Below are 17,050 nucleotides of genomic sequence, written 5' to 3' on the forward strand. Positions count from 1 at the left end.
GGGTATTATCTTGGCAAAATCGTTCGAGAAAAAAAACGCCGATACGGACCGCGATGACGAGCTTGAGCTTGCTCGAGGCATGGTGGAAGCACTCACGAATAATGCGACCGTTGCTTTCATCGTTTGTGATTTGCAAAATAAGGTAATTTATGTAAACGGTACGTTTGTGACCGTCTTCGGTTGGGAACAATCGGAGGTTTTGGGTATGACTCTGCCGATCGTACGCGAAGATGATTGGGCCTTTTTTCAGAAAAATCTCCGGGAGCACCAGTGGAATGTAGGCCAGCAGGAAGCCGTAAGGAAACGGAAGAACGGCGCCGTTTTTAGCGCCAGCGAAACGGTTACTCCGATAAAAGACCGTGGCGGTTCCATCATTTCCTACGCTTGCATCATTCGGGATATTACCGCCCGGAAGATGGCCGAAAGGAAATTGAGAGAAAGCGAACAACGCTTCAAATCGCTGTTCGAGCAAAATTCGGATGCCACGCTTTCGCTGGATTTGAATGGCCGGGTCACGGATGCGAATCCCGCCGCCCAGTCGATGACCGGTTCTTCCTGCACGGAGCTCATGGGAAGGCCGCTTCTGGAGCACATCCATCCCGAGGAGCGCCATCGTTTCGAGAAGCACTTCCGTGAGGTGAGGTTGGCCGGGGTTCAGCACTTCGATTCCGCGCTTGTCGATGTGAGGGGAAACCGGGTGGACCTGAACGTTAAGCTGCTGCCTATCGTCGTCGATCAAGAAATTGTCGGGATTTACTGCATAGCCAAAGATGTTACCTCACATAAACAGGCGCTCGAAATGATCAATTTCATGGCTTTCCACGATGCCCTTACCGCATTGCCGAACCGCCGCCAATTTCAGGAACGATTGACGGAGGTTATGGTTTCGGCATCGTCGAACGGTCAAAGGTTCGGCGTATTCTGGATCGATTTGGATGGATTTAAGCACATTAACGATACATATGGCCACGCCGCCGGCGATTACGTCCTGCATGAGGTCGGGGTGAAGCTGAAGCAATCGGTAGGCATGAAGGATACGGTAGCCCGCATGGGCGGCGACGAATTCACGATTCTGCTATGCGACGCGGGCGGTACCGACGATATTGTGCGGCTTGCCGAAAGCCTCGTGCAGTCGCTCGGAATGCCGATTTCCTATAACAGCCAGCTGCTGAAAGTTACGCCCAGCATAGGGATCGCCGTTTATCCTGAAGACGGCGAGGACGTAGACACGCTTTTGAATCATGCGGATAAGGCGATGTACCTGATAAAAGAGTCTGGAAAAAACGGGTATCGCCTGTACGGAGGCAGCTAACGAATCGCGCCGATTGGCGATTCATTTCTTTTTCCCCTGCACATAATCGGCATCGAACAGGAACAGGCGCATGAGCAGGACGAGCGATGGAATAAGCAGCAAAAGTCCGGCTATGAAGGCCATTACCAGCGCCAGCGCCATCGTCGGACTGGTAATGCTCTCGTGAATCGTCACAAACGGATATACGATATAAGGCAAATGTGCGGCCCCGTATCCGAAAAAAGCGAGAGCAAACTGCAGCATCACCAGCACAAATGCCGTTCCGTAGCGCCGCCCCTGCCAAATGAGCCGGATCGCGCCGAGGAAGCAGAGAAACGAAAGCACAAACATCCAGGCAAGATCCATCATTTTTGCAAAATGGTCCGGGTTATGCCGATGGATCGAGAAAAATACGAGCAGGCTGCTTAAGATCGTCGGCACGCTCCAGGCGAAGGCATATTTGCGTACAACCTGAAGCGCCGCAAAGTCTCTTGCACGGTCCGCGTAAAACGTAAGGAACACGGCCGAAATGTACAAAATGCTGACGATCGCAAGCAGTACGACGGACCAGGCATACGGACTGGCAAGCAGTTTGTCGTACAGCAGCGTCAGCTTGCCGGCTTTCTCTTCGATAAAGCCGCCTTCGGAGATGGTCAGCACCATGGACAGGGAGGCGGGAATGAGCAGACCGCTTGCGCCGTACACGAACATATACAGCTTGTTGTCCTTGGCGCCGTAGGTGCTGAAGGCGTAATACGAGCCGCGGAGCGCGATCAGAATGATCGCGATGCTGCCCGGAATGAGCAGCGTCGTGCCCAAATAATAAGCCGTATCCGGAAAAAAGCCGACCATCCCGACGAAGAAAAAGATCAAAAACACGTTCGTCACTTCCCATACGGGCGACAAATAGCGTTCAATCACGCCGTGAATCAGATGGCGCTCCTTCGTCAGCATGCTGTAAAAGCTGAAGAAGCCTGCCCCGAAATCGATGGAGGCGACAATCAAATAGCCGTACAAAAAAATCCAAAGCACGCTGATGCCGAGCAGCTCGTAATTCATGTGCGCGGCCCCCTTTCGATGCCTCTGGCGATCAGCTCCTGTTCCGCCGTGTTGCGCCGGAACATTTTGCCGAGCACGCTGATCGAAGTCGCAGCAAGAATCGCGTATAACGCCGAGAACAGCAGCAGCATCACGTCAACGTGATCGGAGGTCGTCGCGCCGGCCTGCGTCGTCATGTAGCCGCGCAGTATCCACGGCTGGCGGCCGACTTCGGTGAAAATCCAGCCGCATTCGATCGCCAGCATGGCGAGTGGTCCGGCAGCGACGATGCAGCGCAAAATCAGACGGTTATGGGCGAAACGTCCTGTTTTACGGATACTGAGCCAGAAGAAGAGAGATAATACCAGAAGAAATCCGCCGATAACGACCATCGCGTCGAAAAAGTAATGCGTGCGCAGCGGCGGCAGCTTATCAGGATCAAATTCGTTCAGGCCCTGCACGGTCGCATTCGGGTCGCCGTGCGCCAAAATGCTGAGCGCGTACGGAATTTTGATCGCGTAGCGGACCTCGTTGTTCGGACCGAGCACGCCGCCTAATATGAGCGGAGCTTGCTCCGTCGTTTCAAAATGCCACTCGGCTGCCGCAAGCTTCTCCGGCTGGTACTTCGCCAGAAACTTGCCGGACAAGTCGCCGATGAAAGCGGTCAGTGCGGAAAACACGAGCGCTGCGATCATCGTGAGCTTGAGCGCTTTTTTATAATAAGGATGCTTCCGGCCTCCCAGTATCGCAAAAGCGGCAATCGACGCCAGCACGAACGCGCTGGTCATATATGCGGACGAGAGCACGTGGGCCGTCTTCGTCGGCGTAGCCGGGTTAAACATCGCCTTGATCGGGTCGATGTTGATGATCGTGCGCCCGGCCAGCTCAAAGCCCTGCGGCGTATTCATGAAGGCGTTGACCGCCGTAATGAAGAAGGCCGATGCCGAAGACCCGAGCACAACCGGGATGACGAAGGCGAAATGCACCCAAGGATTCCGGAACCGGTCCCACGTATAAAGATAAATGCCGAGAAAGATCGCCTCGAAGAAAAAGGCGAACGTCTCCATAAACAGCGGCAGCGCGATAGCCTGTCCGGCGATTTGCATGAAGCTGGGCCACAGCAGGCTGAGCTGCAGCCCAATTGCCGTACCGGTCACGACGCCGACCGCGACGGTAATAACGAAGCCGCGCGCCCAGCGCCGGGCCATCAGCGTGTAATAAGGATCTTTGCGGCGAATGCCGAGCCACTCGGCAATGGCAATCATCACCGGCACGCCGACGCCGATCGTCGCGAAAATGATGTGAAACCCCAAGGTCACTCCGGTCAGAATGCGGCTGTACAGAACGGGATCGTAAGGCAGCATCGCAATCAACTCCTTCTCAAGGATACTATGCGGTTGATCTATGTATTATTTTACAGTATTGTATGTGATTTTTTTCACAGCAATTGTGATGGGGTGGTGAAAGATTTTTGACGGAGTGGTGTCGAGGTGTGTGTTGTCATAATTAGAAATAATTTTTTCATAATTGATGAGAAATATTTTCACAATTAATGAGAAAATAAATAAATATACATAAATTCGCATACAAAAGTTATCAAAAAAACCGCCATTAGGCGGTCCAATCAATTCAGCTTTATTAAGCTAGTATAACAAAGATGAGTAATATAAATGCTAAAAAGTCCGCGAAGTTCGCGGACTTTTGTGCGCTTGGCAGCGCGCAGACCCGGTTTAGCTTTCAGTAGCAGAACCGCCTTCGTCTTGTGTAACTTCTTTCTGTGATATTTTCATCGGTTTTATAAAGAATGATAATACTAAAGCAAAGAATGCCAGAACGGTGGAGAACGTAAAGGCAGCTGAGACCCCATGAATCATTGGATTGGGAAGTTTTTGCTGCACGGCAGCCGCTGTATTGTTCGTCATAACCGTAACCAGCAAGGCTGCTCCAACAGAAGCGGCCATTTGCGTCAACGTGTTACTTATCGCGGTTCCATGTGGAATCAAATGGTCAGGCAGTTGGTTTAATCCAGCCGTCATGACTGGCATCATCATAAGAGATATTCCGAACATTCGTATGGCGTAAATGACCATCATATAGAAGTATGGCGTTGAAGCGGTCATGTTACCGAACAAGAACGTCATACCTACTAAGATAACCGAACCAATAAGAGCCAACGGTCGTGCTCCGATCTTATCAAAGATCCTCCCGGTAATCGGCGACATAATCCCCATCACAATCGCACCGGGTAACAGGAGCAAACCCGATTCAAGCGGTGTAAAGCCTCTTGCCGTTTGTATATAAAGCGGAAGAAAAAGCTCTACGCCGATCATCGTCACCATAACAACCATACCGATAAATAAGGTCAATGAGAAGGTCCAGTTTTTTAACACTCTGAACTCAAGCATCGGTTTTTCAACAGCCAGCTGCCGCCAAATAAACAAACCAATTGCGACCGTACCGGCAATCAAAGCAATGACCACTTCTGAACTGTTCCAGGCATGATTACCTGCGCTGCTGAAGCCGTACAACAATCCTCCAAATCCAAGGGATGACAAAATAATAGACATAATATCAATTTTTGGACGGGTTATTTTGGTAACATTTTCAAGCATAAACGAAGCAAACATGATTATAAGTACAGCAATTGGGAAAATCATATAAAAGAGGGCTCGCCATGAAAAGTTACCGACAACCCAACCGGAAAGTGTCGGTCCAATCGCAGGAGCAAAAGCCATTACCAGTCCCACCATACCCATTGCTGACCCACGTTGCTTAACAGGAAAAATCATTAAAAAGATCGTTTGCATTAACGGAAGCATGAGCCCGTCACTTACCGCCTGTAGAATCCTCCCGAATAATAAAACAGGAAAGTTTGGTGCAAGAGCAGCCATCAATGTCCCGGACGCAAACAGGCACATGGCAGTAATAAACAGTCTTCTTGTCGAAAATTTTTCTATTAGAAAAGCAGAAACCGGAATCAATACCCCGGTGACAAGCATGAACCCGGTCGTTAACCACTGAGCTGTATTGGCGGAAATGGATAGATCCTTCATGATTTGTGGCAAAGCGGTATTGAGTAGCGTCTGATTTAACATGGTGATAAAAGCACCTGCAAGCATAACTACCACAAGTACAGTCCGCTTAAACGTTGGAAGTGACTGTTCTTTCTCCATGTTGGTTTCCTCCTATTATCTTCTTGTATTGTTAAGGGTGCCAAGAAAATAAGCATTCAAAATAGAATAAATGACACTCATTGCAGTGCCTAGCATCATCGGTACAGCGAAATGAGCTACGGTTTTTGCGACTGGTGTTTTATACAGCTCCTCTCCGTTTATACCTTGAGTATATATTTAAACTCATAGTTTACTGGGTCTATATTATACTTGAATGACCAAAAAATCAATCACTAAATATACTCGGAATATACATTTAAACATATAGTATGTGGTGTATAATGTTAACAGAAAGGATGATAATGATGCAGGTGAAAAAATCCGATATATTAATTACGGCTCTCCGTCTTTTTATTGAACAAGGTTATCATGCCACATCGATCCAGGACATTCTTGACCAAACCAATATTTCAAGAGGAACTTTTTATAAACACTTTCAAACAAAAGGAGAACTATTCAGGGATGTACTTGTATATTCCGAAGAAAAAATGTATGTGGATCGCGATCAACTTTTAATCGGACAGGATGAAACGAACAAAGATATCTTTATTCGTCAGTTAGAAGTTATGATGAACTATCGCGTAGAAAAAAAAGTAGATGCATTGCTCATGGATGCTTTAGTATCCAACGATAATGAAATTATTGCTTTCTTAAAACAGATTAGGCAACAATGGGCATATTGGTTCTTCACAAGGATGAAGCAGATTTACCCAGAATATCGAGATTATATTGCTGATGCTACAATTTTTTTAACGGGGATTCTGCATAATGCCAACGAAATAAATAATGTTCAAATCCAACCAAAACCTATGATTGAAATTTGCAATTATTGTTTTAGTCTGGTAGATGAAGTACTTTCATTACTCAAACATAAGCGAATACGGCTATTTAATATTGAAGAGTTTGAACAGTCTTTACTTAGTATAGGACAAGTAGATTTCCCTTATAATGACCTTATGTTAAGTGCTGGGAATTTAAAGAAATTAATTGAGAAACTTCCTGCAAATAACGATAATAGGCAGCACGCCCTTGATTTGTTACAATTTGTGCAGAATGAAGCAATGTCTGAGAATCCGCGGAAAGCCGTAATCTCAAGTTGTTTAAAATCTTTAATGAATATAAAAAGCATTATGAATACTGATGAATTGGTAATTTACATGGATACATTAAAAAAGCTAGGGTTCTGTCCTGTGGACCTGAATCCGTGACGAAATAGAGTCCGTTTTCCCAGTACGGAGATTCTTTGAAAAAACACTCTGTCGAAACATTTGGCAGTTACTATTTGTTGCGAGTGGAATTCAGCCACGGTGAAAAGATTTCAAAAATGGAGTCTAGGTCTCTTGGACCGGTTCGGCAGGCGTCCGTTTATCGTTTGCGGTCTGCTTCTTTTTGCTGTGGCGATGTATATGTATAACTGGGTCGGCGGAAATCCAACCAATTTGGAGATATCGGTTCGACCATGAAATGACGGGGAGAGGGTACCGATTGACGCGTTTCGCCGACGATTGGGTGGTTCTCTGCAAAACGCAGGCGGAAGCCGCAAGGGCAATAAGGGATGCGAAAAGGTGAAGAAGAAACCCAGAACAAATATTTATGCCTATCCCAAGGACAAATCAATCAAATCGTTCATGGATATCATTAGAGTTCGAACGCACAGACGCATACCGCTCACTACCTTCCAAATCATCGACTCCATAAACCCTGTCATACGGGGATGGGGTAACTACTTCCGTAAGACTCATGTAAGAAAATTGTTTAACCGCCTCCAACGATACCCCGGTTCCGGTTGACGTCGATGATGGGGTAGCCAATCAGGAAGTGCTCGCGGCTGTGGAGGCATCCGTTCAAACGAGACGATGGATTCCAGTAAATATAGCGAATCGGTGAAGAGGGGGAGCCCCTCTTCTTTCTTTTGCGCCCAGTTATTTTCAGGTGGTGACCATTTAAACACGGTATTTCAAGCAGAACGGCTATCCCTTATTCAAGAGCAGGGCCGTATCTTGAAGTGTGTCGGGAGACACTGGACGCGAGCGGACTTCCTCTACGATTTTTGTCGTTGGCTAAACCATGAATATACATAATGACAACGGCGGTTTTCGTATATTTGCCTAGCGATTTGCTTTCCGACCACAACTGCGGGTCTTTGATTCTCCGTCGCAGCAATGCGGTATTGGTCCGGAGATTTTCCGTGAATGCTTCTTTGGGTCCGCGTACGACGGACTGTGCCGTAGTCTCGGTCACGCTGCGATCCTCCCAATGGCGCATGAAGGAGTTTCCGCAGCGAGTGGAATGTTATTGACGAATCGGGCAAAAAATTTTAAAATGATAAAAATGTTGCGCAAAAATTTGCATTCGAAAGCGAGTGTGGATGTCATTGAAAAAAAACGTGGAGATCGAGCTGTTGCCCGGTGAGGTTTGGTGGGGCGGCGCCGTGCACGACGGGACGCGAATGCCCTATGGCCAAGCCGAAGATGCCGTCGCGATAGATTTAACGAACTTGCTGGAAAACTCGGGCGCGCCTTTCCTTGTATCGAACCGCGGCCGATTTCTATGGCTGGATCGGCCTTTTTCTTTTGCGTTTCGCTCCGGAATCTTGTCGGTAAAATCCGACGAAGAGATTGTTCAGCCTTCTGAAGGTTTTATTAATTTGCCGGGTGCCTATCGTCAAGCATCTCGGAAGCATTTTCCCGCGCAAGGCCGCATGCCCGATCCGATCGCATTCACGGCACCCCAATATTGCACATGGATGGAAATGCACTATGAGCCGACACAGGAAAAAACGATTGCTTACGCGATGGAGATATTACGGAACGGTTTTCCACCGGGCGTTCTGATTATCGACGATAACTGGATGAAGGATTATGGCACCTGGGAATTTCATGCCGAACGTTTTCCGGATCCCAAGCGAATGCTCGATACGCTTCACGATTTGGGTTTCAAAGTGATGCTTTGGGTTTGCCCTTACGTAAGTCCCGACAGTCAAACGGCAAGGGAGCTGGATAAACAAGGACTTCTCGTGCAGGACAATGAGGGCCGGATGGCGCTTCGCCGCTGGTGGAACGGCTGCAGCGCGGTGCTTGATTATACGTACCCTCCTGCTTTCGAGTGGTTCAAGGGCAAGCTGGATGAACTGGTGTCCCGCTACGGCGTCGACGGCTTCAAATTCGATGCCGGCGATCCATCCGAAAATGATGCGGGCGTTTGGGCGACCGGGTATCGTTGGCGCGGCTCCGGCATTCCAAACGAGGATTGCGCGGCTTACAGCCGGTTAGGTCTTCATTACCCGCTCAGCGAATATCGCGCCAGCTGGAAAGCGGGAGGCGCTCCGCTCATGCAGCGGCTGCGCGATAAACCGCACTCGTGGGGGGAAGACGGCCTGAAAGCGCTCATTCCGAACGCGATCGCCCAAGGTCTGACGGGCTACCCGTTTAATTGTCCGGACATGATCGGAGGGGGCTGGGATGGAGACTTGCGGACGACGCCGTTCGATGCGGAGCTGTTCGTCCGTTATGCGCAATGCGCCGCACTGTTTCCGATGATGCAGTTTTCTACCGCTCCCTGGAATGTGCTGGACGAGGAGCATTTGGGCTATTGCAAGGATGCGGTTCGTTTGCGGGTCGCCATGGGACCGGAAATCATCCGGCTGGCCGGGGCCGCGGCAACGGCAGGAGAGCCGATGCTGAGGCCGATGGCTTTTGAGTTTCCGGATGACGGCTGGGAGATCGTCAAGGACCAGTTCATGCTCGGCTCATCGATATTGGTCGCTCCGGTACTGGAGAAAGGCGCGTCGGAACGGCTGATCCGTTTTCCGGAAGGCACGTGGCGTGGCGAAGACGGAAGCCGGATAACGGGCCCTTGTACCGTGTCCGTTGCAGCCCCGCTCTCCAGGCTTCCTTGGTATCGCAAGGAAAATCCGTTTGACTCCTTTTTGCGCAAATTTTAGAATGAGAGTGTATCGGTTTTTGCCGGAAGGGAGATGCTTATATGAAGCTGAAGGACATTGCTGCCAAAGCTAACGTCTCGATCAGTACCGTATCCCGTATCATCAACAACCAGGGAAATTTCAGCGAGGATACGCGCCGCAAGGTGATGGATATCGCCAAAGAATATTTGAAACCGGGCGTTATGCCTGCCAAGATCGCCGGCCTTTCGTACACCATTGCCGTATTCGTGCCGGAAGTTCACGATTTCGTGGACAACGACCCCGCCTCTTCAGCGGATTTAAGCCATCTCAAGGAAGAATTCGAATCGCACGGTCACCGGTTTCTGTTGGCGACCCATTCGTGCGGTACCCAGACGTCCGGCTCCGCTTATCGACTGCTGTCGGACAACAAGATCGACGCTGCGATCGTATTCGATCCGTTCGTCGAAGACAAGCTGGTCGACGAGCTTGTGAGTCGGGGGATTCCTTATCTCGTGACGAACGGCAGGAGGTATGACCGGGTCCAAAACTATATCGATTACGATAATCGCAAGGGGGCTTATGAGGTCATACAGTATTTGTATCGCCTCGGTCATCGGACAATCGGCTTGATCGCGGGGCCGGAAGACCACCTCGTCAGCTTGAATCGGCTGGACGGCTGCAAGGACGCCTTCCGCGATTTGGGCCTCGCTTGGAACAATCGGCACGTTCGGTCGGGGGCGTTTGACCCGTCGCACGGCTATCAAGCAGCCAAGCAGTTGATCGGGCAGCGGAGCGGGATTACCGCGCTGTTTGCCTTTAACGATATGATGGCCTTCGGCGCTATGAAGGCATTAGCCGAACTGGAGCTGAAAATTCCCAAGGACATTTCCCTTATCGGATTCGACGATCTTAAGCTGTCCGAATATATGATGCCGCCTCTGACGACCGTCAGACGATTCCGTTACGACATCAGCGGACTTATCGTCACTATGCTGACCGAGCTCATTACGAACAAGACGATTTCCGAAGTCAACATCAGCCTGAAGACGGAACTGATCGAGCGCGAGTCGTGCGCTCCCGTGTCCGTCAATGGATAATAACGTGTCACTCTGCAAAGCAAACCGGCATTCATTGCAGTGGACAATCGATAGCGACAAGGAGGCTCCCCTTCGGCGATAGCCGATTCGGGGAGCCTCATCATGTTGAAACGTTATTGGATCGCAATCGTTCCCAGACCGAGCCAGCCGTCTGCTCCCTGGCTTTGGTTCGCGAACAGGATCGGCAAAGGATTGTTCCAAGGAAGATAACTCGGCATGTGGCCTTTGGCGCGAACGTCGGCTTCTTTGATTTTCCACAGCGGATTGTAGATATGCATCGCGAGCTGATAGGAACCGGGCGTCACCCCGGCGGCACTCACCGTGGCATCAAAATATTGCGGCGTGCCGAAGTTGACATAGGTCGGATTACCCGGGACGTTCCAGTCCGGGAACGCGCGAATTTGCAACGGCATGATTTTGCGCAAATCCCAGTTCGTCGTCCAAGTCTTCACGATGCTGCCGGAGCCGTCCTTAAGCGCGAGTTCGACCGGATACATATCCGGATCATAGTAGAACGGCGCCACACCCGTATTCACGATTTGCACGCCGACTTTGAAGCTGCCGGATACCGTGTTGTTGAAATAGGCGTTCGACGCGTAGAAGTTGTAACCCATCTTTTGCCATGCCGCCACTTCATTCGGGTCGTTCTTGTTGTATTTGCAGTTTTGGCAAATCATCCAGGTGTCATGCGTCATCTCGATATCGGCCAATGCGTCGTCTTTGGTGGCGGAAGCGGGATCGAACAAATTGCCTTGGACTTCCGGCCGCACTTCGCCGCCGAAGCTGCCGGTTACCCATTTGTTCTCGGCGCCGTAAAGCAACGCTTGCGTCAGCTGTGCGTCCGTTTTGCCGCCCATGGACAGCGGCAGCGTCATGCTACCGACCTTGCCGAGATTCGGGTCGTTCTCTTTGTACGCAAAGGAGTCGTCGTGATAGCCGATGCGCGACAGCGAAGTCAGATGCGTGCCTCCGCCCGATCGCGGATAGCGGTTTTCGACCGGCGTCTTACGGAAAGCCGCATTGTACGCGTCCATCAGCACGTTGGCGCCGGCATCGGAAATCATCCAGTTCTCGGTCCCGTTGCTGCCGTCGTTCGGCCACGTATGCCACTCGCCCCAATAACCGACGAGCCCCATCGTAATAAAAGCGATGCGCGGATCTCCGTCATACTTGGCGCCGAAAGCGGCGATGAAGTTTTGGAACGCCTGCTTGACGGTCGGAGAATCATAATTCAAGATGCAGCCATTGCGGATTTGCCCGGACAGAAAGTCGGGATAATCTTTGCTGGAAAACGATTGGCACGAAGCGACGCGCAGCGCCAGCTGTTTGCCGTGGGAAGCGACTTCGTCCAATGCCGCCTCCATCGGTTCCCACTCGAACGTGTTCATGCCGGTCATCAGCTCACCCAGGCCGAAGTAACGCCATTCGACCGAGTTGTTGATGCCGCCGTATTGCATCGTCGTTTTGTCGGCGCGGTCGCCGGGATAAAACCAGATGGCGAAGCCTTTAAGCGGATTCGTTACCGGATCGGTTCCTTTCGCCAGCGCATGTACGGTCAAAGAGCTGTCCGGCGTCTGGGACGGGTAAGGGTTAACCGGCAGGCCTCCCGGCACCGTCGGAAGATCGCCGGTCGTGTCGGGAGCGAGCGTCGTAATCGTCGCCGGCGCGCTGGCGGGTGAAACGTTGCCGGCGGCGTCTTTCGCTTTCACGGTGTAAGTATAAGCCGTATTTGGCGCCAGTCCCGTATCCAGGAAACCGTTGCTTGTCGAAGAGCCGATGAGCGAACCGCCGCGATAAACATCGTAGCCGGTGACGCCGCGGTTATCGGTGGAGGCAGTCCATGACAAATGGATCCACGTGCTTGAGGCGGCACCGTTCACGTTGGACGGAGCCGTCGGCGCTTGCGTATCGCCGCCTCCCCCGCCACCGGCTGGCCCGTCGGTCTTGATCGCATCGATTAGCAGCACGGCATAGGTCGCGTCTTTATGAACGATGCGGATGTATTTCGTATTCGCAAGGTTGGCGCCAAAGCTCGCTAGCGGAATGGACAAGTCCACATAGCTGCCGTTGATGTTGCCGTAGGCGGAGAGCGGACCGACGGTATGGTCGGTTCCGTCGTTCAGCACGACGTTCCAATGCTGCTCCGTATCGGTCTCGCCCCAGTCGCGGGCTCTGATGATTAAATTTTGCAAACCCGCCAAGCTTTGATTGACGTTTTCCTGCAAATATTGGCCGGCCGAACTGGAGTTCATGACCAGATTGCCGGACGTGTCCGAACCGTAGTAAATGCTGTCCATCGACCAACTGATCGTTTGATTCAGGTCGTTGATTTTCGCGGCGAAGTTCGCCTGACTCGGGAATGAGTCGATCGTGACCGCCGTCGCGGGAGCCGAAGGCGTTGCGCTCGCCTGCGCGGAAATGCCGCTGCTGCCGGCCGAATTGACCGCCTGCACAACGTAATAGTAAGTCGTGCCGTTTGTCACTCCGGCGTCGGAATAAGCTGTATCGCCCACATTGTCGGCGATCGCGGAATAACCCGAGCCGTTCGTCGTCGATCTCAGCACGGTATAGCTTGTCGCGCCGGCAGACGCCTTCCAAGTCAGCGCCACCTGCGCATTGCCAGCCGTCGCTGTTAAACCGGTGGGAGCGGAGGGAACCGTCACGTTATTGTTAGGTGTAGCGGATGCTTGATTGGAGCTGCTGCTGCTGCCGGCTGAATTGACGGCCGTCACCACGTAATAATACGTCGTGCCGTTGTTCAGCCCGGTGTCCACATAACTTGTACCGGCAATGTTGCCGGCGATTTGGGCGTACCCCGATCCGCTCGTCGTCGAACGGAACACGGAATAGCTCGCCGCACCGGATGATTCCTTCCATGAGAGCGTCGTCTGGCCATTGCCGGCCGTCGCAGTCAAATTCGTCGGAGCGGCGGGTATCGTCGGCGTGCCGACCGTCACGGCGTTCGATAAGACGTTGTAGCCTTTCGCGGCGTCCCACATGCCGGTATTCGCAAGACGCACGGAATATTCCGGGCGCGAACGCAAGCCGGGGGCGTTATCCGGCAGCCAGAAGGCCAGCTTGTAGGTGCCGGCCGTCATATTGGCAGGCAATGCGACTGTCTGCGGCGGTACGTTAACCGTGCCGCTGACCCATTGCCGCGGGTCCAGGCCGGACAGCGGCACATCGTATCGCTGCGTACCGTTGTCGAACACGAGGAATGCGGGCCTGGGCTTGATGATGCCGGCGTATCCGTCGTTGCTCAGGTGCGCGGAGAAGGTGAAGCCCGCGCCAGGACTCGCCGAAGTCGGAAAAGTCGCATCGACCATTCGCAAGCGGTATCCGAGCTTCCGCTTGATGCGCGTAAAGGCGGTTTCGGCCGGATCGTTGCCGGAAGCGTCCAGATTGGCGGCTTTCCATATGTTCAGATTCACCGGCGCGTAGTCTTCGTTGATTTCGGTGAAATGCAGCTTGCTCATTTCTCTTTGTACATTAACGCCGGCGGCGTCGTTGGAGCCCGCGGAGTCGCACGTTTCCCCACCGACCATTTTGTTGGCGCCGGAAGCCGTCGCCATGTCGTACATCCATTGTTTCTTCTCTTCGACATAGTACCAGCCCATCCAAGAGTTATTGTCGTAGGTGCCCATATCGGCGCTGTCGGACAAGAAGCAGTCGTTATGGAAGCCGATCCGGTCTTTGTCCTGTTGCGTAAGGGCGGTTGAGCCTGAAGGCGCGGGAAGTTCCGTCACTTCTTTGATGAAGATGGGGTAACGGATCACAACTGGAATCGAAGCCGGAGTCGTGCTCAAAATTTTCTGGATGATCCGGTAACGGGTGTCGGCTTCGGTGCGATTAAACGGATCGGTGTATTGGCTCGTGTGCCATTCTCCCCAAGGGCCAAGATAACCGGCTTCGAGGTGATTGACCACATCCGCGTTGGCGGCAATGACGGCATCCAACTGCTGTATATGGCCGAGGATGCGGCTCTCGGGGACGGACGGGGAGTCGGACCAAGCGTACGCGGGACGCAGGACGATCTTCAAGCCTGCGGCGCGGATCGCGGCTAGCCCGGACGCCAAGTTGTCCAGCAGCGCTTGGGGGAGTGGATCGGTATTTTTGTACTTGTCGAGATGGATATAGCTATGAATGAGGGTGTCCCCGTCCGCCTTGGCGCGGGCGAAGGTTCGGTCGAGCATATCCGGATTGAAGCCGGCGATGCTCGTCGCGGAACTGGCATAGTCGTTGACGCCAGGGTCGTCGATGATTTCATAGCGGTTATGATATCCGCGTTCGGGATTCGGAAATGCAGTCGCGAAATCTCCCGTATAGGAGAGGGTGGCGGCGGATGCTGAGCCGAACGGGACGATGACATACAAGAGGGCGACGATAAGCAAGAGAGACAATGCACTTTTGCGTAACATAAAAAACCTCCATCCATTTTCAATTTTTGGGGTTTACTGCGATAAGGCAAGATATGAAGGCGTTATCAAAAAACCTCCTTTCAAAGTTATTGAGATGGCTGGACAAGACCGGGTGCGACTGCTGAAACGAGTGGGAGCTGGATATGGAGTGGAAGGGGGTAAACAGAGAATGAGTCAAATAGTTGCGCAACTATTTTCATATTATAGAATGGTTCAGTGTAATGGTCAAGGAAAAAAGTTCACGTATTTACGCCTGACAGCCAGCACTTCGCATGAAATATTTCGGTTTGTGGCGAACGTTGTTTTCGATTTTGGGTGCATATGGAAGCCGCATATGATAAAATAATTTTTGGATAAAGTTGCGCAAATTATTGCTTACTTCCAAACCTTTGCGGTCGCGTTGGGAAAACGTTATGAAGGCGATCCGCGCAGCGGATTCATCATGGTCGGGCTTGTCGGATTTGGGGGGGCTGCGTTCCCGATTCCGGTTCGGGCATTTCGGGATCGGGAGTTCATTTTCAGAATAAGCCGTGTTATCGTATTGATGTTCTAAGGCAGTCGAGGGGGGCTTGCATATGACCGGCAGAGCATTGCATCTGTTCGCGGTGATGGTTTTCTTGATGTTTTTCACGCTGATTGGCGCCTGCCAAGGCATCGGCCCGTTCGCTGTGGGCACGCCCGACGCCTCGGAAGCCGTTTCGTCCGAAGGCGAAGATGCCGCTGGCGTACCGCAAACCTTCGTTACCGTAAAGATGATCATGCCGGGCGACGAGTCGGCCCGCATGCGGGAGTTCGCCGATAACGAGCTGAACGAACGGTTAAAGAAGGAATTGAATCTGAAGCTGGAATTGACCTATATCCCGTGGTCGGACTATCAATCGAAGCTCGAGCTCGCTCTGTCCACCGGCGAAGAATACGATTTGTTCTGGTACGGAACGCCGTTCGTGTCGGACTACAAGACAAAAGGATACATCCAGCCGCTCGATATGCTGCTGCATAAGTATGGGCGGGATCTGACGGCCAACATACCGGCGGACAACTTTAAGCTGGACCAAATCGACGGGAAGCTGTGGGCGATTCCTTCCCAAGCCTTTACCTCGGCGGGGAAATTTACATCGGTCATGGTTCGCCAGGATTTGCTTGAGTCCGTCGGGATGAAGGCCATTCGGACGATATCGGATCTGGAGACATTTTACGACAAAATGTATGCCGTTGACCCGAGTTACTACGGATATTTGGAAACGGACCGCGGCCAAGACGTTCTATGGCGCGAGCTGTCGGATCAGCCGCTCACTTTTCTGGACGAGAACCAAATGTTCGCCGTGAACGAAAACACCGGAGAGCTCGTGAATTATCTGGAATCCGATCTGTATAAAAAGGTGGCGCATGTCCGGCAGCGATGGGTCGGCATGGGGCTGATCGATAAAAACCTCGTGGGCAATCCGGCCGCCAATATCGATCAAGAGAATGCGGGCAAGCTGCTGTTTCGCGTCGGTGCCGTTTCCCGGGCGATGGAAAACCTGCAAACGGCTCAAAATGCGGATGCGGCGGCGAGGCTTAGGGAGTACTATCTGTCGCCGGACAAGCCGAAATATATCGCTGCGCCTTCCAACGAAGCGTATATGATTCCGGCGAAAGCCCGGCATCCGGAACGGGCCATGCGACTCATGAATTGGATTCTGCAAAGCAAGGAGCATTACAACTTTATCATTTACGGTATAGAAGGCAAGGATTACCGGATCGAGAACGGCAAGATCAAGCTGCTGACGAACGATCAGCTGATGTACGAGTGGATGTGGCGGAACAAAAAATATTTCATGGCCCCGGCCAATGTCGACGATTCCGTCGTGCAGGACATGATGCATAACGACGATAACGCCCAAATATCGCGGATATTCGGGTTTCATTTCGACCAGGAGCCGGTGAAGAAAGAATACGCCAAGTTGCTCGCGGTATATAACGAGAAGTTCGTTCCTATCAACATAGGAATCGTCAGTTACGAAAAGCAATACGACAGCGCGATCGCCGCGCTCAAGAAATCCGGCTACGACAAGGTTTGGGCTGAACTGCAGCAGCAATATGCGGCATTCCGGGCGAGCCAGCCGTCCCCTGCGGGTCAGGAGGAATAA

General features: G+C 51.9%; 10 protein-coding genes and 2 pseudogenes. 6 read left to right on the forward strand and 6 right to left on the reverse strand.

What is annotated here, in order from left to right; all coding sequences use genetic code 11:
• The first annotated feature begins 10 nt into the window (after positions 1–10).
• Complete coding sequence (locus tag MYS68_RS37225) at positions 11–1,312, forward strand: diguanylate cyclase domain-containing protein (protein WP_248930562.1); 1,302 nt, start codon at positions 11–13, stop codon at positions 1,310–1,312.
• A 21-nt stretch (positions 1,313–1,333) separates the two neighbouring features.
• Here the strand turns inward: MYS68_RS37225 and MYS68_RS37230 are convergent, their stop codons facing one another.
• The 4 genes and pseudogenes from MYS68_RS37230 to MYS68_RS38995 form a co-directional block, all read right to left on the reverse strand.
• Entirely contained in the window at positions 1,334–2,350 is a 1,017-nt protein-coding gene (locus MYS68_RS37230) for a cytochrome d ubiquinol oxidase subunit II (RefSeq protein ID WP_248930563.1), read from the reverse strand.
• Entirely contained in the window at positions 2,347–3,693 is a 1,347-nt protein-coding gene (locus MYS68_RS37235; RefSeq protein WP_248930564.1) for a cytochrome ubiquinol oxidase subunit I, read from the reverse strand. The genes MYS68_RS37230 and MYS68_RS37235 overlap by 4 nt, the downstream gene beginning before the upstream one ends.
• A 366-nt stretch (positions 3,694–4,059) precedes the next feature.
• Positions 4,060–5,502, reverse strand: coding sequence for a DHA2 family efflux MFS transporter permease subunit (locus MYS68_RS37240; protein ID WP_248930565.1), 1,443 nt, complete (start codon positions 5,500–5,502; stop codon positions 4,060–4,062).
• A 24-nt stretch (positions 5,503–5,526) separates the two neighbouring features.
• Positions 5,527–5,664: pseudogene (locus MYS68_RS38995) on the reverse strand (MATE family efflux transporter); the annotation flags it as partial.
• A gap of 140 nt (positions 5,665–5,804) precedes the next feature.
• Between MYS68_RS38995 and MYS68_RS37250 the strand changes: the two are divergent.
• A complete protein-coding gene (locus tag MYS68_RS37250; RefSeq protein WP_248930566.1) occupies positions 5,805–6,710 on the forward strand; it encodes a TetR/AcrR family transcriptional regulator in 906 nt (301 codons plus the stop codon).
• 420 nt (positions 6,711–7,130) lie between these two features.
• Positions 7,131–7,292 carry a group II intron maturase-specific domain-containing protein gene (locus MYS68_RS37255; protein WP_248931147.1) on the forward strand — a complete coding sequence of 54 codons (162 nt, stop codon included), beginning with the start codon at positions 7,131–7,133 and terminating at the stop codon, positions 7,290–7,292.
• 234 nt (positions 7,293–7,526) lie between these two features.
• Here MYS68_RS37255 and MYS68_RS37260 read toward each other — a convergent pair.
• Positions 7,527–7,767, reverse strand: a pseudogene (locus MYS68_RS37260) (spore germination protein); the annotation flags it as partial.
• A 103-nt stretch (positions 7,768–7,870) separates the two neighbouring features.
• On the opposite strand from MYS68_RS37260, the gene MYS68_RS37265 reads away from it, so the two are divergent.
• Both MYS68_RS37265 and MYS68_RS37270 read left to right on the forward strand, forming a co-directional pair.
• Complete coding sequence (locus tag MYS68_RS37265; protein ID WP_248930568.1) at positions 7,871–9,445, forward strand: glycoside hydrolase family 31 protein; 1,575 nt, start codon at positions 7,871–7,873, stop codon at positions 9,443–9,445.
• Between the two features lie 41 nt (positions 9,446–9,486).
• Entirely contained in the window at positions 9,487–10,503 is a 1,017-nt protein-coding gene (locus tag MYS68_RS37270) for a LacI family DNA-binding transcriptional regulator (protein ID WP_248930569.1), read from the forward strand.
• A gap of 113 nt (positions 10,504–10,616) precedes the next feature.
• Here the strand turns inward: MYS68_RS37270 and MYS68_RS37275 are convergent, their stop codons facing one another.
• Positions 10,617–14,921, reverse strand: a complete 4,305-nt coding sequence (locus MYS68_RS37275) for a DUF4832 domain-containing protein (RefSeq protein ID WP_248930570.1) — start codon at positions 14,919–14,921, stop codon at positions 10,617–10,619.
• A gap of 575 nt (positions 14,922–15,496) precedes the next feature.
• On the opposite strand from MYS68_RS37275, the gene MYS68_RS37280 reads away from it, so the two are divergent.
• On the forward strand, positions 15,497–17,050 hold the full coding sequence (locus tag MYS68_RS37280) for an extracellular solute-binding protein (RefSeq protein WP_248930571.1): 1,554 nt from the start codon (positions 15,497–15,499) through the stop codon (positions 17,048–17,050).

The organism is Paenibacillus hamazuiensis, from assembly GCF_023276405.1.
In the GTDB taxonomy this organism is placed as follows: domain Bacteria; phylum Bacillota; class Bacilli; order Paenibacillales; family NBRC-103111; genus Paenibacillus_AF; species Paenibacillus_AF hamazuiensis.